Origin of the sequence: Bradyrhizobium sp. Pha-3 (assembly GCF_042258615.1) — a bacterium.
Taxonomy (GTDB): Bacteria; Pseudomonadota; Alphaproteobacteria; order Rhizobiales; family Xanthobacteraceae; genus Bradyrhizobium.
On the sequence record NZ_CP170152.1, the window covers coordinates 801,427 to 819,868 of the forward strand.

The following is an 18,442-nucleotide window of genomic DNA, read 5'->3' on the forward strand; positions in this document are numbered from 1 at the left end:
ACATGACCGACCTGTCCCAGCTGCTCCAGCAGAGCAGCGCGCACGCATGGCTGTTCATCCCCAGTGCGATCCTGCTCGGCGCGCTGCATGGTCTCGAGCCCGGCCACTCCAAGACGATGATGGCGGCCTTCATCGTCGCGATCCGCGGCACGGTGCTGCAGGCGGTGCTGCTCGGCCTGTCGGCGACGATCTCGCACACGGCCATCGTCTGGATCATCGCGCTGGCAGGGCTGCATTTCGGCCAGCAATGGTCCGGCGAACGCAGCGAAGCCTGGCTGCAACTGGCCTCGGCGGCGATCATCATTTCGATCGCGGCCTGGATGGCCTGGCGCACCTGGCGCGAGCAGAATTCCGATCACGATCACGATCATGACCACCATCATCACGACGAAACTCGGCAATTGACCCTGGCCGGGCTTTCGCTGTCGCTCGAAGTCTTCGAGGACGGCGTGCCGCCGCGCTGGCGGTTGCGCAGTGAGGCCGGGGCGCTTCCGGCGGCCGGCGAAGTCGATGTCGTGACGATCCGCCCCGACGGCACCGAGCAGCAGTTCCGCTTCACCGCGCGGGACGGCTATCTGGAAAGCATCGATGAAATTCCGGAGCCGCATGCCTTCAAGGCGCGCGTGGTGGTGCGCGCGGACGTTGCGGAAGTCCTGTTCGAGGAGCATGACCACGCGCATATGGACCTCGGCAACGCCGACGATGCGCATGCGCGTGCGCATGCCGCCGACATCCGCAAGCGCTTTGCCGGGCGGACCGTCACGACGTGGCAGATCATTCTGTTCGGCCTGACCGGCGGGCTCATTCCGTGTCCGGCGGCGATCACCGTGCTGCTGCTCTGCCTTCAGCTCAAGCAGTTCAGCCTCGGCTTCGTGCTGGTGCTCTGCTTCGGCATCGGGCTTGCGATCACCATGGTCTCGGTCGGTGTCGCGGCGGCGCTCAGTCTGCGTCATGTCGAGCGCCATTGGGGTGGCTTCAGCCGCTTCGCCCAACGCGCGCCCTACGTGTCGGCCGCACTGATCGTGCTCGTCGGCCTCTACACGGGCTGGCTGGGGTTGCACGGGATCACGGCGTGATCCCGGATCATGATATGATCCTGCGTCCATCTTGAAACCTGCGCGAAGTCGTCTAGACTTGTCCCTACGGGGGCAAGGCAGACTCCCCGTGAGACTTCGGTCCAAGCTCTGCGCGACACTCACGTCGTGGAGCTTGTTATGGACACCGATCAGCACACTCTTCCTCGTTCCGAAGCCGCTCGTCGTTCCAAAATCGCCATCCTGTGGCGTGGCGATGCCGCGTCGCGCCGGGAGGCGACGCCGCAGAACAGCCGTTTCGTTCGCGTCTTCGAAGCGCTTGCCGCTTCCGGCATCGACGCTTTTCCTGTCGTCTATGACGAGACCTTCGCCGACATCGTCCGCGACCAATTGCTGACCATGGACGGCGTTCTCGTCTGGGTCGATCCGATCCATCAGGGCAGGACACGCGTGGCGCTCGATCCGCTGCTGTGCGAGGTCGCGACGATGCGCCGGTGGGTCAGCGCACATCCGGAAATCATCCTCAAGATGGGCGTCAAGGAGGTGCTTTATCGCACGCGTCATCTGGGCTGGGGCGCCGACACGCATCGATACGCCACCGCGGACGCCTTCCGCGCCGAATTCCCGTCGCGCCTTCGCGCGGCCGGGCCGCGCGTGCTCAAGCAGAACCGTGGCAATGGCGGGCAGGGCGTCTGGAAGGTGGACGCCTTGCCGAATCCGGACGCGACCGTCCGCGTGCTTCACGCACTGCGCGGCAGCCGGCCCGAGGAGCTGCCGCTGGACGCTTTCATGGCGCGCTGCGAGCCGTATTTCGGTTGGGGCGGCTGCGTCATCGATCAGGCATTCCAGCCGCGGCTGCCCGAGGGCATGATCCGTTGCTATGTCAGCGGATCGAAGGTCGCGGGTTTCGGACACCAGCTGATCAAGGCCTTGATCCCGCCGCCGGCGGAAGGGCCGGATTCACCGCAAGCTCAGCCCGGACCGCGCATCATGCACGGTCCTGACGCCGCACAATTCCAGAGGCTGCGGCGGCTGATGGAGGACGAATGGATTCCAGGGTTGATGGCGACGCTGACGATCGATGAAGCGTCGTTGCCGGTGATCTGGGATGCGGACTTCCTCTACGGTCCGCGCGATGCTGATGGCGCCGATACCTATGTGCTCTGCGAGATCAACGCGAGCTCGTGCTTTGCGATTCCCGACGAAGCGCCGGCGGAGATCGCGCGGACGGTCAGCGATCGCATTCGTCGGAACATGGAGAGCGATGCTGGACGATAGCGCAGATATCGCGCAACTCCATCCATCGTCATTGCGGGGCGAAGCCTGGAGGGCGCAGTGGCATCGCGACTCAAGCACCGGCACCTCTGGAATGCTGGATCACCCGCGTGCGCGTGATGACACCGCGTGGTGTGGCAACTTGAATCGCGATCCATCCTCATCGTCGTCCTGGCGAAAGCCAGGACCCATTACCCCAAATGGAAATTGCTGTGCGACGCTGGGGTCACGATCTCGTTCACAATCAAATTCGGTGGCTTTGGTCCTGGCTTTCGCCAGGACGAGGATACGGAGATTCCTTACGTTGCCTTCGCCCGCATCCCCTCCGGCGTATCCGGCTGCGCGGAGGGATGCGCCTTGGCGAACGCCGGCAGCGCCATCGCGGTGTCGTGGATGCGCTTCACGGTCGGCCAGGGCGACAGGCTGATCTGCTGGTTGAGCGCCGCGGTGACATGGCCGACCAGGCAGATATCGGCGAGGGAGGGCGCATCGCCGTGACAGAACTGGCCGGTGGCCTTGTGGCCGGCGAGGTGGCCCTCGAGCGCCGCCAGCGTCTCGATCGTCCAGTGCCGCCGCCAGGCGTTCTGCTGGCTGTCGCGCAGGTCAAGCTCGCGGTCGAGATAGCGGCGCACCCGCGGCGTCAGCAACGGATGGCCCTCGCAGGCGACGATCAGCGCAAGCCCGCGCACCCGGGCGCGGCCGAGCGCATCCGGTGGCAGCAGCGGCGGGCTCGGGTAGGTCTCGTCGAGATAGTCGATGATCGCGAGCGACTGGAACAGCACCGTGCCGTCGTCGGTCACCAGCGCCGGCAGCGCCATCTGCGGATTGATCTTGCGGTAGGCATCGGCGCGATGCGCGTCCGCATCGATGTCGACGAATACGACCTCCGCCGGAACGCCCTTCAGATTGAGCGCAATCCGTACCCGAAAGCTCGCCAGCGATCGCCAGAAGGAGAAGAATTGCATGGGGAAATTCTCACTGCGCCAGACGATTGCGGCCGTAGCCCGGATCAAGCGCAAGCGAAGTCCGGGACCGATCGTTCCGTCGCAGTCTATCCCGGATTGCGCTTCGCTGCATCCGGGCTACGGGCGCTTCACCCTCCCCTGCCCTCCAGGGGAGGGTGAAAGAGCTACCCCGCACCCACCTTCTTCTTCCGCCAGGCGAGGTGCACCGCGCAGGTGCAGCCCTGCGGATGCGAGGCCAGTTCCTCGTCATTGGCGGGTGTCGCGGCCGGCGCGATCGCCGATCCCTTGGCGCCGTCCTGCGAGGGGATGTAGTTCAACACCGGCGCGAGCCAGCGCTCGACCTCGGCGACCGTCATGGCCTTGCGCGCGGCATAGTCCTCGACCTGGTCGCGCTCGATCTTGCCGACGCCGAAATAGAAGCTTTCGGGATGCGAGAAATAAAGGCCCGAGACCGAGGAGCCCGGCCACATCGCGTAGCTCTCGGTCAGCTTCACGCCGGACGTGTTCTCGGCATCGAGCAGCGCGAACAGCGTCCGCTTCTCGGTGTGATCCGGCTGCGCCGGATAGCCGGGCGCGGGGCGGATGCCGTCGTATTTCTCCAGGATCAATTCGTCCGCCACGAACGTCTCGTCGGGCGCATAGGCCCAGAACTCCTTGCGCACGCGCTGGTGCATGCGCTCGGCAAAGGCCTCAGCCAGACGATCGGCCAGCGCCTTGCAGAGGATCGAGGAGTAGTCGTCATTGGCATTCTTGAAGCGGTCGGCGACCGCATCCTCGCCGATCCCCGCCGTGACCACGAAGCCGCCGATATAGTCGGGCACGCCGGTTGCGACAGGCGCGACGAAGTCGGACAGCGCGGCGTTGAAGCGGCCCTCGCGCTTCTCAAGCTGCTGGCGCAGCGTGTGGAAGGTCGCGATCTTCTGCTTCCGCGTCTCGTCGGCATAGACCTCGATGTCGTCACCGACCGCGTTCGCCGGCCAGAAGCCGATGGTGGCCCGTGCAGTGAACCACCTCTCCTGGATGATCGTGTCGAGCATCTTGCGCGCGTCGGCATAGAGCGAGCGGGCGACTTCTCCGACCTTGGGATCGTCGAGGATCGCCGGGAAGCGGCCGGTCAGCTCCCAGGTCTGGAAGAACGGTGTCCAGTCGATGTAATCCGCGAGCTCGGCGAGGTCGTAGGCGTCGAAGCTCTTCAGCCCGAAGAAGGCCGGCTTCTTCGGTGGCACTGCCGCAAAGTCGATCGCGACCTTGTTGGCGCGGGCGTCGTTCAGCTTCAGCCGCTTCTTGTCGGCCTGGGCGCGGAAATGCGCCGTCGAGATTTTTGCGTATTCGGCGCGCACCTCGGCGGCATAGGCCTGCTTCTTCTCGGCCGACAGCAGCGAGGAGGCGACGCCGACGGCGCGGCTCGCGTCGTTGACATGCACGACCGGGCCGCCCGGATAGTTCGGGTCGATCTTGACGGCGGTATGCACCCGGCTCGTGGTCGCGCCGCCGATCAAAAGCGGCACGTTCATGCCCTGCCGTTCCAGCTCGCCGGCGAGGAAGCTCATCTCGTCGAGCGAGGGCGTGATCAGGCCGGACAGGCCGATGATGTCGGCGCCCTCGGCCTTCGCGGTCTCGATGATCTTGTTGGCAGGCACCATGACACCGAGGTCGATGACCTCGAAATTGTTGCACTGGAGCACGATGCCGACGATGTTCTTGCCGATGTCGTGGACGTCGCCCTTCACCGTCGCGAGCACGATCTTGCCCGCGGCGTTGCGGCCGCCGGTGATGCCGTTGGCGAGGTTGCGCGCCTTCTCCTCCTCCATGAACGGCATCAGATAGGCGACCGCCTGCTTCATCACGCGGGCCGACTTCACGACCTGCGGCAGGAACATCTTGCCGTCGCCGAACAGATCGCCGACCACGTTCATGCCGGCCATCAGCGGCCCCTCGATGACGTCGAGCGGACGGGTGGCGTTCTGGCGCGCGGCCTCGGTGTCGGCCTCGATGAACTCGGTGATGCCGTGCACCAGGGCGTGCGACAGCCGCTTCTCGACCGGCCATTCGCGCCAGGCGAGATCCTGCTCCTTGGTCTGCTTCTCCTTGCCGCGGAATTTCTCGGCAAGCGCCAGCAGCCGCTCGGACGCGCCCGGATCGCGGTTGAGGATCACGTCCTCGCAGGTCTGGCGCAGCTCGGGGTCGATGTCGTCATAGACGATCATCTGCCCGGCATTGACGATGCCCATGTCCATGCCGGCATGGATGGCGTGATACAGGAACACCGAGTGCATCGCCTCGCGCACCGGCTCGTTGCCGCGGAACGAGAACGAGAGGTTGGAGACGCCGCCGGAGATATGGGCGCCGGGCAGGTTCTGGCGGATCCAGCGTGTCGCCTCGATGAAGTCGACGCCGTAATTGTTGTGCTCCTCGAGGCCGGTCGCGATCGCGAAGATGTTCGGATCGAAGATGATGTCCTCGGGCGGAAAGTCGAGCCGGTTGACCAGCAAGTCGTAGGCGCGCTTGCAGATCTCGGTCTTGCGCGCGAACGTATCGGCCTGGCCGGTCTCGTCGAACGCCATCACCACCACGGCGGCGCCGTGGCGCTTGGCGACCGTCGCCTCGTGCAGGAACTTGTCCTCGCCTTCCTTCATCGAGATCGAGTTCACGATCGGCTTGCCCTGGATGCATTTCAGGCCGGCCTCGATGACGTGGAATTTCGAGGAGTCGACCATCACGGGCACCCGCGCGATGTCGGGCTCGGCGGCGACGAGGTTGAGGAACGTCACCATCGCCGCTTCGGAGTCGAGCAGGCCCTCGTCCATGTTGACGTCGATGACCTGGGCGCCGTTCTCGACCTGGTCGCGTGCGACCTGAAGTGCTGCGGTGTAGTCGCCCGCGGTGATCAGCTTGCGGAAGCGCGCCGAACCCGTGACGTTGGTGCGTTCGCCGACGTTCACGAAGGGAATGGCGTCGGTCAGCGTGAAAGGCTCGAGGCCGGAGAGCTTGAGCCGCGGTTCGATCTCGGGCACCACGCGCGGCTTGTGCGGGGCGACGGCCCTGGCGATCGCGGCGATATGGTCGGGCGTGGTGCCGCAGCAGCCGCCGACGATGTTGACGAGGCCGGCGGCTGCGAACTCGCCGATCAGCCGCGCCATGTAGTCCGGCGTCTCGTCATACTGGCCGAACTCGTTGGGCAGGCCGGCATTCGGATAGGCGCAGACCAGCGTGTCGGCAACGCGGCCGATATCGGCGATGTGCGCGCGCAGATCCTCGGCGCCCAGTGCGCAATTGAAGCCGATCGTGATCGGCCTGGCGTGCCGCACCGAATGCCAGAACGCCTCCGGCAACTGCCCGGAGAGCAGGCGGCCGGACTTGTCGGTGATGGTGCCGGAAATCATCACGGGCACGTCGATGCCGCGCTCCTCGATGATCTCGGCGATCGCATACAGCGCCGCTTTGGCGTTCAGCGTGTCGAAGATGGTCTCGACCAGCAGCAGGTCGGCGCCGCCGTCGAGCAGGCCCTTGGCCTGTTCGCCGTAGGCCTTGCGCAGGTCGTCGAAGGTCACCGCGCGATAGCCGGGATTGGAGACGTCGGGCGAGATCGATGCGGTGCGGTTGGTCGGGCCGAGCGCGCCGGCGACGAAGCGCGGCTTGCCGTCCTCTGCGCTCACCCGCTCGGCGGCGGCGCGGGCGAGCCGGGCGCCTTGCAGGTTCATCTCATAGGCGAGGTCCGACATGTCGTAGTCGGCCTGCGCGATCGAGGTCGAGGAGAAGGTGTTGGTCGCGACGATGTCGGCACCGGCACGCAGGTAGGCGGCGTGGATGTCGGTGATCGCCTCGGGCTGGGTCAGGATCAGGAGATCGTTGTTGCCCTTGATGTCGCGGTGGAAGTCCGCAAAGCGCGCGCCACGGAAGGCGGCTTCGTCGAACTGCAGGCCCTGGATCATCGTGCCCATGGCGCCGTCGAGCACCAGGATGCGCTCGCGGGCAGCCGCGAGCAAAGCGTTACGCTTGGGGGAAACCGGTACGGACATGATTCAGGCAGCTTTCTGGGCGCCGGTCGGCCTGATGCCGAGCAGATGGCTGATCGCGAACACCAGGTCCGCGCGGTTCATGGTGTAGAAGTGGAAGGTGTCGACGCCGTGCTTGAACAGCTTCTGCACCTGGCCGGCGGCGACGGTCGCCGCCACCAGCTTGCGGGTCTCGGCATCGTTGTCGAGGCCCTCGAATTTCTCGGCGAGCCAGTCCGGCACGCTGGTGCCGGCGCGGGTGACGAAATTGCGGGCCTGTTTGAAATTGTGCATCGGCATGATGCCCGGCACGATCGGAATCTCGATGCCGCGCGCGCGCACCCTGTCGACGTAGCGATGATAGAGGTCGTTGTCGAAGAACACCTGGGTGATCGCGCGCGTCGCGCCGGCGTCCACCTTGGCCTTCAGCGTGTCGATGTCGGTGCCGAAATCCTTGGCTTCAGGATGCTTCTCGGGATAGGCGGACACCGAGATCTCGATGTCGGCGTGGCGCCTCTTGATCCCAGCGACGAGCTCGGCCGAGCTTTGGTAGCCGTCGGGATGGGTGAAGTAGGGCGTGCCGATGCCGCCGGGCGGATCGCCGCGCAGCGCCACGATGTGGCGGACGCCGACCTCATGATAGCGGTCAACGATCTCGTCGATCTCGCCGCGCGAGGCGCTGACGCAGGTCAGATGCGCCGCCGGCAGCAGATCGGTCTCGCGAAGGATGCGAGTGATGGTGGAATGGGTGCGCTCGCGGGTCGAGCCGCCTGCGCCGTAGGTGACCGAGACGAAATTCGGCGTCAGCGGCGCCAGGCGATTGATAGTCTCCCAGAGATTGCGCTCCATCTCCTCGGTCTTCGGCGGGAAGAACTCGAAGGAGATTTTCGGCGCTTTCGGCGCACGCTGCCCGTTCGGCAGGGAGGAAATGGTCTCGGTCATGATACGCAAGGGCTCCGCAACTGGAGGGCAGACGTCCGGCCTGGATAGGGAGGCCCCAAGATAGGCGAAATCGGTGGGCCGAAACAGCCCATCGTATATGGGAAATTGCCCATTGACGATGAGGATGTGGTCAAAATCAGCAATCTGGAACGGGCAGTGGGCCACACTCCCGATCGGCTAATAATGGGATTATTCGGTTGAATTATAATGATAAAAATAGAAATCCGCAACGGAATGGATGTTCGGATCGTTCGTGGGCAGGTCGGCATGTCAACGAATCTTCGTATTTCGTCCCAAGCGCCGCGATGACCAGCGCCGACTTTCCGGCGCGGGACTGGTCTGCGCGGTCGGCGTCTTTGTCGCCTCGTGGCGCCACATTAGGTTGTCGGCCATGATCCCGCTTTCAGTCCTCGACCTGTCCGTCGTCACCACAGGCACTAGGCCCGCCGCTGCGCTCCGCAACAGCATCGACCTGGCGCGCCATGTCGATGGTCTCGGCTATGTCAGGTACTGGCTCGCCGAGCACCACAACCTCGCCTCGGTCGCGAGCCCGGCGCCCGATCTGATGATCGGGCAGATCGCGGCGGTGACGCAGCATATCCGTGTCGGCTCCGGCGGCGTGATGCTGCCCAACCATGCGCCGCTCGTGGTTGCCGAGCGCTTCAAGATGCTGGAGGCGCTGTTTCCCGGCCGCATCGATCTTGGCCTCGGCCGTGCGCCCGGCACCGACGGCGCCACCGCCTACGCGCTGCGCAGCCGGCTCGATCGCCGCGAGGGCGACGACTTCCTCGAGCGGCTGCATGAGTTGACGCTTTGGGAGACGCGCGATTTCCCGGCCGGCCATCCCTACAACAATGTGGTGGCGATGCCGGACGATTCGCCGCTGCCGCCGATCTGGCTGCTCGGCTCGAGCGATTATTCCGCCGAGCTCGCCGCGCAGGTCGGGATGGGCTTTGCGTTCGCGCATCATTTTGCCACTCACGACGCGATCGCGGCGATGACGAATTATCGTGCGCATTTCAAGCCGTCGGGCTGGCGTGCGGCGCCGCAGTCGATCCTGGCGGTCGCCGTCGTCACGGCCGAGACCGATGCGGAAGCCGAGCAGCTTGCGATGTCGATGGACCTCAACCGGCTGCGCCGCGATCGCGGTCAGTATCTGCCGCTGCCGAGCGTCGAGGAGGCCGAGGCCTATCCCTACACCGATGCCGAGCGCGCCTCGATCACGCGCAACCGCGCCCGCTTCTTTGTCGGCAGCCTCGCAACCGTGATGACGAAGCTGGAGCCGCTGATCGCGGCGAGCCAGGCGGACGAACTGATGGTGATCACCGCGGTCTACGATCACGCGGCGCGGAAGAAGTCGTACAGCCTGCTTGCCGAGGCGTTCGGGCTCGGCAAGAGGACGGCGGCATAATGATAGTCGTCCCGGCGAAGGCCGGGACCCATACGCCGCGGCCCCAGTTGTTGGGCAAACTGGTTGTCGCCTTGCTACCTACGAACGCCGGTGGTTGGGTCCCGGCCTTCGCCGGGACGACGCGTGGAGAGGCTGGGTTCGCTCCGCCTAATCCTGCGTTTCGCTGAAGGTCGCGCGGAACGGGTGGCCGGGATAGACGCCGACGATGCGGAACTCGCGCGAGAAGAATTTCAATTCCTCCAGCGCGAAGGCGAGTCCGCGGTCATCAGGATGGCCGTCGACATCGGCATAGAATTGCGTGGCGAAGAAATTGCCGTCGACCATGTAGCTTTCGAGCTTGGTCATATTGACGCCGTTGGTCGCAAAGCCGCCCATCGCCTTGTAAAGCGCGGCGGGCAAATTGCGCACCCGGAAAACAAAACTGGTGACCAGCGGCCCCGAGCCCTGCGCGGCCCATTTGGCCTCGCGGGCCAGCACCACGAAGCGGGTGGTGTTGTGGGCCTCGTCCTCGATGTCCTCGGTCAGAATGTCGAGGCCGTAGATATCGGCGGCGAGGCGCGAGGCGATCGCCGCCACGCTCTTGTCGCCGCGCTCGGAGATGTCGCGGGCGCTGCCGGCGGTGTCGCCGGCGACGATCGGCCGGATGCCGAGCTTGCGGATGATGCGCCGGCACTGGCCGAGCGCATGAACGTGGCTCTCCACGCTCCTGATGTCGGCGAGCTTGGTGCCCTTGATCGCCATCAGCTGGTGGCGGATCGGCAGGAACCATTCGCCGACGATGAACAGGCCCGAAGCGGGCAAGAGATGATGGATGTCGGCGACGCGGCCGGCGACCGAGTTCTCGATCGGGATCATGCCGAGATCGGCCTCGCCCGAGGAAATCGCGGCCAGCGCGTCCTCGAAGGTCGGGCAGGGCATCGGCTCGGCGTCGGGATAGGCCTCGACGATCGCGATATGGGAATTGGCGCCAGGCTCGCCCTGGAACGCGATTTTCAGCTTCTTGGTCATGGCGGGCCTTTTAGCACCCGGTCAGGCTTTGGAAAGTATTCTGCGGGCGGTTTCGAGGTCGGCCGGGGTGTCGACGCCGCGGGGGACGGTGTCGACGATGGTGATGTCGATCCGCATCCCCGCCTCCAGCGCGCGCAGCTGCTCGAGCTTCTCCTGCCGCTCCAGCGGCGAGGGCGGCAACCGGACGAACCGCTCCAGCGCGGCACGGCGGTAGGCATAGAGGCCGATATGGTGGTAGCGCGGTCCGTCGCCATAGGGCGCCGTGGCGCGGGTGAAATAGAGCGCGCGCAAACGATTTGCCGCGATCGGGGAGCCGACCGCCTTGACGACGCTGGGAGCCTGATCCTCCTCCGCGCTATGGATGCGCGAGGCCAGGGTCGAAATGTCGACCGCGGGATCGTCGAGCGCCGGCATCACGCTCTGGATGGTCTCGGGCGTGATGGTCGGGAAATCGCCCTGCAGATTGACCACGATCTCGGCGTCACCGTCCGGGTCGAGGGTTGTCATCGCTTCATAAATCCGGTCCGAGCCGGAGGGATGGTCGGGGCGGGTCATCACGACCTCGCCGCCGGCAGCCTGCACTGCGGCTGCGATCTCGGCCGTGTCGGTCGCGACCGCGACCCGGCCGATCCCGGCCGCCTCGGCCCGCCGCAGCACATGGACGATCATCGGCGCGCCCGCGATATCGAGCAGCGGTTTACCAGGGAGGCGCGTGGCGGCCATGCGGGCCGGAATCAGCACCAAGGTACGGGGTTGGGTCATTCGTGTCGGGGCCCGTCCGGCCTGCGGAAATTGGCGGGGAGGAGGTTGAATTCGGCGCGTTTATACGGGTTGCCAGAGCGCGGGCAAACCGATATCTCAACCCTGCTTGGGGCGGTGCGATAAGGCCGATTCCCAGGTCTTTCCCCGCGGCCGTATTCCCGGCCTGAAGTCGACATTCAAGGCCCGGAGCCTGACCGAAATGGACTCCTTCGAACTCAACAAAATCCTCGGTGCGGTTCTCGGCACCTGCATCGTCGTCCTGGTGATGAGCTTTGCCGCCGGATCGGTGTTCTCCGCGAAGCTGCCGGAGAAGCCGGGTTTTGAGATCGCGGTGAAGGAAGAGTCCCATGGCGGTGGCGGCGAGGCCGCTGCGGCCGCCTCCGAGCCGATCGAGAAGCTGCTGCAGACCGCCTCCGCCGAGAAGGGCGCTGCCGCCGCCAAGAAGTGCCAGGCCTGCCATACCTTCGAGAAGGGCGGCCCCAACCGCGTCGGTCCGAACCTGTTCGGTATCGTCGGCGAGAAGAAGGGCGAGGGCCGCGGCTTCAATTTCTCGGCCGCGATGAAGGGCAAGGGCGGCGACTGGTCCTTCGATGACCTGAACAAGTTCCTGACCAACCCGAAGGCCTTCGTCCCGGGCACCGCGATGGGCTTCGCTGGCGTGCCGAAGGACAGCGAGCGCGCCGACATCATCGCCTATCTGAATTCGAACTCGGAGCATCCGGCTCCGCTCCCGACCGCTTCGAAGTAACGAATTGCTTCGCGCAAGCATGCGGATGAAACGGCCAGGCAATGCCTGGCCGTTTTCGCATGGGGAATCCGTTGTCGCGGGGTTGTTATCGGGACGTTTCGCCGCACCGGTATTGTTCCCGGGCCAATATCATGAGGAAAAAGCAACGTAATTTGTCGAACCGTTGCCTTATATTGGGTCCCATGTAACCGGGGCCGCAAGCAGGAAGAGCGAATTTGGCGATCACCCGACGACACCTCCTTCAAGGCAGCGCACTGGCGGCACTCGCTCCGGCGCTCGGACTGAACTCCGGCCTGTCGGCGATCACGCCGGCGCTCGCCGACGACGCCCCGAACGGGCTGAAATGGCGGCACGCCCTGTCGCTTTTCGGCAATGTCAAATACCCGGCCGACTTCAAGCGGTTCGACTATGTCAATCCGGATGCGCCCAAGGGCGGTGCCGTTCGCCAGATTGCGATCGGCACTTTTGATAATTTCAACGTGGTGGTTTCAGGCGTGAAGGGCGCGATCGCGGGTGCGGTCGCGCTGGTCTACGAACCCCTGATGATGCCGTCGCTCGACGAAGTTTCAACCCAGTACGGGGCGCTCGCGGAGTCTGCAACTTATCCCGACGATTTCTCGTACGTCATCTACCGTCTTCGCCCACAAGCCAAATGGCATGACGGCGCACCCGTCACCGCGGATGACGTGATCTTCTCGCTCGATGCGTTCAAGAAGCATCATCCGATGTATTCAGCCTACTACAGCCATGTGGTGCGGGCCGAGAAGATCGGTGATCGTGACGTGAAGTTCGTGTTCGACATGCCGGGCAACCGAGAGCTGCCGCAGATCGTGGGCGAATTGACGGTGCTGCCCAAGCACTGGTGGGAAGGCACCGACAGCGAGGGGCGCAAGCGCGATGTTTCCGCGACGACGCTGGAGAAGCCGCTCGGGTCGGGAGCCTATCGCATCAAGGAGTTCGTCGCAGGGCGGACTGTCATTCTGGAGCGCGTCAAGGATCATTGGGCGCTCGATCTCCCGATCAACGTGGGGCGCAACAACTTCGACGAACTTCGCTACGAGTACTTCAGGGATCCGACGGTTGCGATCGAGGCATTCAAGGGCGATCAGATCGATTGGCGTTTGGAGAACAGTGCGAAGGCATGGGCGACCGCCTATAATTTTCCGGCGGTCACCGACAAGCGTGTGGTGTTGGAAGAGTTTCCGAACCGCAGTTCGGGCATCATGCAGGCCTTTGTTCCGAATCAGCGTCGTGCCAAATTCAGCGATCCGCGCGTTCGCCGCGCTCTGAATTTCGCGTTCGACTTTGAGGAGGTCAACAAGCTGCTGTTCTTCGGCCAATACAAGCGAATCATCAGCTACTTTGATGGCGCCGAGGAATTGATGGCGACCGGGCTACCGCAGGGCAAGGAACTTGCCATCCTCGAATCCATGCGTGATCAGGTGCCGGCCGAAGTCTTCACAACGGTCTATACGAATCCGGTCGGCGGCAATCCCGAGGCCGTACGCGAAAACCTCCGCGAAGCAGCGCGTCTGCTCAAGGAGGCCGGCTACGAAGTGCGGGAGCGGAAGCTCGTGGATTCCAAGAGCGGAGAGCCGTTCTCGATCGAATTGCTGAGTGAGGATCCGAATTTCGAGAGGATCATGCTGGCTTACAAGCCGCCGCTCGAGCGGCTTGGATTTTCGATCTCCGTGCGCACGATCGATCCGATCCAATACGAGAATCGACTTCGCAATTGGGATTTCGACATCGTCGTCGGGTCCTGGGGGGAATCCCTGTCGCCCGGCAACGAGCAGCGTGAATACTGGGGATCGAAAGCTGCGGATACTGCCGGATCGCGCAATCTCGCCGGCATCAAGAGCCCGGCGATCGATAAATTGATCGAACGAGTGATTTTTGCGACGGATCGTGAAGATCTCGTCGCGGCAACAAAGGCGCTCGACCGCGTGTTATTGTGGAACCATTACGTCGTTCCGCAGTGGAATTATCCGAAGCTGCGTACAGCGCGTTGGGATCGCTTCGGCCGTCCGGCAGAGTTGCCCAAATACGGTCTCTCGGGATTCCCGGCGATCTGGTGGTACGACGCCGACAAGGCAGCCAAGCTCAAGCGTTCATAAGCTCAAGGATCCGCGCATGGCGCTATTCTCCCGTCGGCACGCACTCGGCCTCGGCATCGGTGCGTTGAGTGCTGCAGGCTTGCGGACTGCACCGGCAGTGGCCGACAACGGAGCCGAAATGCACGGCATGTCGGTGTTCGGCGACCTGAAGTATCCGGCGGATTTCCAGCAGTTCGACTATGTCAATGTGAAGGCGCCGAAGGGCGGCGTGTTCTCGACGATCCCCTCTACCCGTGCTTACAACCAATCCTTCTACACATTCAGTTCGTTCAACGCGTTCATTCTCAAGGGTGAGGGCGCGAAGGGCATGGAGCTGACCTTTGATTCGTTGATGGCGCGCGCGGCCGACGAGCCTGATGCGATGTACGGCCTGGCCGCAAGATCGGTCTCGATTTCTCCCGACAAGCTCACCTACCGCTTCACGATGCGGCCCGAGGCCCGCTTTCATGACGGCTCGAAGCTGACTGCGCAGGATGTCGCCTTCTCGCTCAACACGCTGAAGGAGAAGGGGCATCCGTTGATCGTGGTGCAACTGCGCGATTTCGTGAAGGCCGAGGCGCCGGACGATGGCACCGTGATCGTGACCTTCGCACCGAACCGCGCGCGCGATGTGCCGCTTTATGTTGCGGGCCTGCCGATCTTCTCGAAGGCCTACTATGCGAATAGGCAGTTCGAGGAGTCCACGCTCGACGTGCCGCTCGGCTCCGGGCCGTACAAGGTCGGCAAGTTCGAGGTCAATCGTTACGTCGAGTTTAACCGCATCAAGGATTGGTGGGCGGCCGACTTGCCGGTCAATCGCGGCAGCTACAATTTCGATACCGTGCGCTACGAATTCTATCGTGACCGCGACGTGGCGTTCGAAGGCTTCACCGGCAAGAACTATCTGTTTCGGGAGGAATTCACCGCCCGGGTCTGGGCGACGCGGTATGATTTCCCGGCACTCAAGGACGGACGGGTCAAGCGCGAGACATTGCCGGACGAGACACCGTCCGGTGGGCAGGGCTGGTTCATCAACACCCGTCTCGACAAGTTCAAGGACCCGCGTGTCCGCGAAGCGTTGATCTATGCCTTCGATTTCGAGTGGACCAACAAGACTATTATGTACGATGCGTATGTGCGCACCGTCTCGCCGTTCCAGAATTCGGACATGGTGGCGAGTGGGCGACCTTCGCCCGAGGAACTGAAGCTGCTCGAACCATTCCGCGGCCAAGTGCCGGATGAGGTATTCGGCGAGCCGTTCGTGCCTCCGGTGTCGGATGGATCAGGACAGGACCGAGCGCTGCTGCGAAAGGCGACGCAACTGCTCAACGAGGCGGGATGCGTCGTCAAGGATGGCAAGCGGCGATTGCCCAATGGCGAGCAGCTTACAATCGAATTTCTGCTCGATGAGCCGACGTTCCAGCCGCATCACGCCAGCTTCATCAAGAATCTCAAGCCGCTTGGCATCGATGCCAGCATCCGGCAGATCGACGCCGTGCAGTATCGCGCGCGCGTCGAGGCTTTCGATTTCGAGGTGACGACCGAGCGTATGTCCATGTCAGCAACGCCGGGTGACAGCCTGCGGCCTTACTTCTCGTCCCAGGCTGCGGCCACCAAAGGCTCCTACAATCTGGCGGGCGTTGCCAACCCGGCAATCGACGCATTGACCGAAAAGGCCATCGCTGCCGAGACGCGGGCGGACTTGATCTTTGCTTGCCGCGCCCTCGATCGCGTCTTTCGCGCCGGTCGCTACTGGGTGCCGCAATGGTACCGCAACACGCATCCGATCGCCTATTGGGATCAATTCGGACACACCGACAAGCTGGCAAAATATACCCAGGGCGTCGGCGCGCCGGAGAATTGGTGGTACGATGCCGCCAAGGCCGCGCAGCTCGAGCAGGCGAAGTAGCCGATGAGCGCCTATATCGCCCGACGTATCTTCCTGATGCTGCCGACGCTGCTCGGCATCCTGTTCGTCTCCTTCGTGGTCGTGCAGTTTGCCCCGGGCGGTCCGGTCGAGCGCGTCATCGCGCAGATCAACGGCGCCGACACCGGCGGCACCTCGCGCGTCTCGGGTGGTGGTGGCGATTTCGGCGCGCAGCGCGGCCAGGGCGCGGGGGCGGCCGGCGCCGTCAACTCGAAATATCGCGGCGCGCAGGGGCTCGATCCTGATTTCATCAAGAAGCTCGAGGTGCAGTTCGGCTTCGACAAGCCGGCGCCGGAGCGGTTCGCGCTGATGGTCTGGAATTTCGCGCGGTTCGACTTCGGCAACAGCTATTTCCGCAGCGTCAGCGTGATCCAGCTGATCAAGGAGAAGCTGCCGGTCTCGATGTCGCTCGGTATCTGGATGACGCTGCTGACCTATCTGATCTCGATCCCGCTCGGTATCCGCAAGGCAGTGAAGGACGGCTCGCGGTTCGACACCTGGACCTCGGCCGTGATCATCGTCGGCTTTGCGATCCCGGGCTTCCTGTTCGCGATCCTCCTGATCGTGCTGTTTGCCGGCGGCTCGTTCCTCAATATCTTCCCGTTGCGCGGCCTCACCTCGGACGGCTGGTCGCAATTCCCCTGGTACTGGAAGATCATCGACTATTTCTGGCACCTGACGCTGCCGCTGGTGTCGATGGCGCTCGGCGCCTTCGCGACGATGACCTTGCTCACCAAGAACTCGTTCCTCGACGAGATCCGCAAGCAATATGTGATGACCGCGCGCGCCAAGGGCTGCAGCGAGCGCCAGGTGCTGTACGGCCACATCTTCCGCAACGCCATGTTGATCGTGATCGCGGGCTTCCCGGGCGCGTTCATCCACGCCTTCTTCTCGGGCTCGCTGCTGATCGAGACCATCTTCTCGCTCGACGGGCTCGGCCTGCTCGGCTTCGAGAGCGTGTTGAACCGCGATTATCCGGTGGTGTTCGGAACGCTGTTCATCTTCTCGCTGGTCGGACTGGTGGTCAATCTGATCTCCGATCTCGCCTATATGTGGATCGATCCGCGGATCGACTTCGAGGCGCGGGAGGTCTGATGACGATGCTCGCGCCCCAGCCGGTCGAGACCACGACGCAATCGCCGATGGGCGAGGCGGTCCCCGCCACCCGCCACGCCTTCGCGCCGTCGCCGCTCAATCAGCGGCGCTGGCAGAACTTCAAGGCGAACCGCCGCGGCTACTGGTCGTTCTGGATATTCCTCGTGCTGTTCGTGCTGTCGCTGTTCGCCAATTTCATTGCCAACGACAAGCCGCTGGTCGTCAAATATGACGGCCGCCTCTACTGGCCGGTGGTGTTCACCTATGCCGAGACCACCTTCGGCGGTGACTTCGAGACCGCGGCCGACTATCGCGACCCCTATCTGCAGAAGCAGATCGCCGCCAAGGGCGGCAGCATGATCTGGCCGCCGATCCGCTATTCCTACGACAGCCGCAACCTCGACCCACCGACCGCGGTGCCGTCGAAGCCGACCTGGCTCCTGACCGAAAAACAGTGCGCCGACGTGGTGAAGCGGAAGGGGCTGACCGGCTGCCGCGACCTCGAATACAACTGGCTCGGCACCGACGATCAGGGCCGCGATGTCGTGGCGCGGCTGATCTACGGCTTCCGCATTTCGGTGCTGTTCGGCCTGACGCTGACCATCCTGTCCTCGATCATCGGCATCGCCGCCGGCGGCGTGCAGGGCTATTTCGGCGGCTGGATCGATCTCGGCTTCCAGCGCTTCATCGAGATCTGGACTGCGATCCCCTCGCTCTATCTGCTGCTGATCATCTCGGCGGTGCTGCCGCCGGGCTTCTTCATCCTGCTCGGCATCTTGCTGTTGTTCTCTTGGGTCTCGCTGGTCGGCCTGGTCCGGGCCGAGTTCCTGCGCGGCCGCAACTTCGAATACATCCAGGCGGCGCGCGCGCTCGGCGTCTCCAACCGCGTGATCATGTTCCGCCATTTGCTGCCAAACGCGATGGTCGCGACCATGACGTTCCTGCCCTTCATCGTCTCGTCCTCGGTGATGACGCTGACGGCGCTGGATTTCCTCGGCTTCGGGCTGCCGCCCGGCTCGCCCTCGCTCGGTGAATTGCTGTCGCAGGGCAAGGCCAATGTGCAGGCGCCGTGGCTTGGCCTCACCGGGTTCTTCTCGGTCGCGATCATGCTGTCGCTCCTGATCTTCATCGGCGAAGCCGCGCGCGACGCCTTCGATCCGCGCAAGACGTTCTCGAAGGGCTGA

At 64.0% G+C, this 18,442-nt stretch carries 13 protein-coding genes; 8 read left to right on the plus strand and 5 right to left on the minus strand.

The features are described from left to right. Positions 1-2: 2 nt before the first annotated feature. Together ACE10Z_RS03750 and ACE10Z_RS03755 are read left to right on the plus strand one after the other, a co-directional pair. Positions 3-1,076: a nickel/cobalt efflux transporter gene (locus tag ACE10Z_RS03750; RefSeq protein WP_375786735.1), complete on the plus strand. Its 1,074-nt coding sequence runs from the start codon at positions 3-5 to the stop codon at positions 1,074-1,076. A gap of 138 nt (positions 1,077-1,214) precedes the next feature. Next, positions 1,215-2,312 (plus strand): Cj0069 family protein, encoded by a 1,098-nt coding sequence (locus ACE10Z_RS03755; protein WP_375786736.1) that lies wholly within the window; start codon positions 1,215-1,217, stop codon positions 2,310-2,312. A 296-nt stretch (positions 2,313-2,608) separates the two neighbouring features. Here the strand turns inward: ACE10Z_RS03755 and maiA are convergent, their stop codons facing one another. The 3 genes from maiA to metF all read right to left on the minus strand — a co-directional run bounded on the left by maiA (position 2,609) and on the right by metF (position 8,211). Beyond that, complete coding sequence (gene maiA / locus ACE10Z_RS03760) at positions 2,609-3,274, minus strand: maleylacetoacetate isomerase (protein WP_375786737.1); 666 nt, start codon at positions 3,272-3,274, stop codon at positions 2,609-2,611. Positions 3,275-3,438: 164 nt separating this feature from the next. After that, on the minus strand, positions 3,439-7,293 hold the full coding sequence (gene metH / locus ACE10Z_RS03765; RefSeq protein ID WP_375786738.1) for a methionine synthase: 3,855 nt from the start codon (positions 7,291-7,293) through the stop codon (positions 3,439-3,441). Between the two features lie 3 nt (positions 7,294-7,296). Continuing rightward, complete coding sequence (gene metF / locus ACE10Z_RS03770; RefSeq protein ID WP_375786739.1) at positions 7,297-8,211, minus strand: methylenetetrahydrofolate reductase [NAD(P)H]; 915 nt, start codon at positions 8,209-8,211, stop codon at positions 7,297-7,299. Positions 8,212-8,602: 391 nt separating this feature from the next. Between metF and ACE10Z_RS03775 the strand changes: the two genes are divergently transcribed. Continuing rightward, positions 8,603-9,622, plus strand: a complete 1,020-nt coding sequence (locus ACE10Z_RS03775) for an LLM class flavin-dependent oxidoreductase (RefSeq protein WP_375786740.1) — start codon at positions 8,603-8,605, stop codon at positions 9,620-9,622. A gap of 147 nt (positions 9,623-9,769) precedes the next feature. On the opposite strand, the gene ACE10Z_RS03780 is transcribed toward ACE10Z_RS03775, so the two are convergent. Together ACE10Z_RS03780 and ACE10Z_RS03785 are read right to left on the minus strand one after the other, a co-directional pair. Next, positions 9,770-10,630: a prephenate dehydratase gene (locus ACE10Z_RS03780; RefSeq protein WP_375786741.1), complete on the minus strand. Its 861-nt coding sequence runs from the start codon at positions 10,628-10,630 to the stop codon at positions 9,770-9,772. A 21-nt stretch (positions 10,631-10,651) separates the two neighbouring features. Then, positions 10,652-11,392, minus strand: coding sequence for a 3-deoxy-manno-octulosonate cytidylyltransferase (locus ACE10Z_RS03785; RefSeq protein ID WP_375786742.1), 741 nt, complete (start codon positions 11,390-11,392; stop codon positions 10,652-10,654). 199 nt (positions 11,393-11,591) lie between these two features. On the opposite strand from ACE10Z_RS03785, the gene ACE10Z_RS03790 reads away from it, so the two are divergent. From ACE10Z_RS03790 to ACE10Z_RS03810, 5 genes are all read left to right on the plus strand, one after another. Beyond that, on the plus strand, positions 11,592-12,140 hold the full coding sequence (locus tag ACE10Z_RS03790) for a c-type cytochrome (protein WP_375786743.1): 549 nt from the start codon (positions 11,592-11,594) through the stop codon (positions 12,138-12,140). Positions 12,141-12,355: 215 nt separating this feature from the next. Further along, the gene (locus ACE10Z_RS03795) at positions 12,356-14,257 is read left to right on the plus strand and encodes an extracellular solute-binding protein (RefSeq protein WP_375786744.1); all 1,902 of its coding nucleotides are present in this window, start codon (positions 12,356-12,358) and stop codon (positions 14,255-14,257) included. Positions 14,258-14,273: 16 nt separating this feature from the next. Then, a complete protein-coding gene (locus tag ACE10Z_RS03800; protein WP_375786745.1) occupies positions 14,274-16,145 on the plus strand; it encodes an extracellular solute-binding protein in 1,872 nt (623 codons plus the stop codon). A gap of 3 nt (positions 16,146-16,148) precedes the next feature. Continuing rightward, a complete protein-coding gene (locus ACE10Z_RS03805) occupies positions 16,149-17,258 on the plus strand; it encodes a microcin C ABC transporter permease YejB (RefSeq protein ID WP_375786746.1) in 1,110 nt (369 codons plus the stop codon). Then, positions 17,258-18,442 (plus strand): ABC transporter permease, encoded by a 1,185-nt coding sequence (locus ACE10Z_RS03810; RefSeq protein WP_375786747.1) that lies wholly within the window; start codon positions 17,258-17,260, stop codon positions 18,440-18,442. Before ACE10Z_RS03805 ends, ACE10Z_RS03810 begins: the two co-directional genes overlap by 1 nt.

Coding starts and splice junctions, on each gene's coding strand:
- ACE10Z_RS03750 (WP_375786735.1), top strand. CDS start 3: ATGACCGACCTGTCCCAGCTGCTCCAGCAGAGCAGCGCGCACGCATGG.
- ACE10Z_RS03755 (WP_375786736.1), top strand. CDS start 1,215: ATGGACACCGATCAGCACACTCTTCCTCGTTCCGAAGCCGCTCGTCGT.
- maiA (WP_375786737.1), bottom strand. CDS start 3,274: ATGCAATTCTTCTCCTTCTGGCGATCGCTGGCGAGCTTTCGGGTACGG.
- metH (WP_375786738.1), bottom strand. CDS start 7,293: ATGTCCGTACCGGTTTCCCCCAAGCGTAACGCTTTGCTCGCGGCTGCC.
- metF (WP_375786739.1), bottom strand. CDS start 8,211: ATGACCGAGACCATTTCCTCCCTGCCGAACGGGCAGCGTGCGCCGAAA.
- ACE10Z_RS03775 (WP_375786740.1), top strand. CDS start 8,603: ATGATCCCGCTTTCAGTCCTCGACCTGTCCGTCGTCACCACAGGCACT.
- ACE10Z_RS03780 (WP_375786741.1), bottom strand. CDS start 10,630: ATGACCAAGAAGCTGAAAATCGCGTTCCAGGGCGAGCCTGGCGCCAAT.
- ACE10Z_RS03785 (WP_375786742.1), bottom strand. CDS start 11,392: ATGACCCAACCCCGTACCTTGGTGCTGATTCCGGCCCGCATGGCCGCC.
- ACE10Z_RS03790 (WP_375786743.1), top strand. CDS start 11,592: ATGGACTCCTTCGAACTCAACAAAATCCTCGGTGCGGTTCTCGGCACC.
- ACE10Z_RS03800 (WP_375786745.1), top strand. CDS start 14,274: ATGGCGCTATTCTCCCGTCGGCACGCACTCGGCCTCGGCATCGGTGCG.
- ACE10Z_RS03805 (WP_375786746.1), top strand. CDS start 16,149: ATGAGCGCCTATATCGCCCGACGTATCTTCCTGATGCTGCCGACGCTG.
- ACE10Z_RS03810 (WP_375786747.1), top strand. CDS start 17,258: ATGACGATGCTCGCGCCCCAGCCGGTCGAGACCACGACGCAATCGCCG.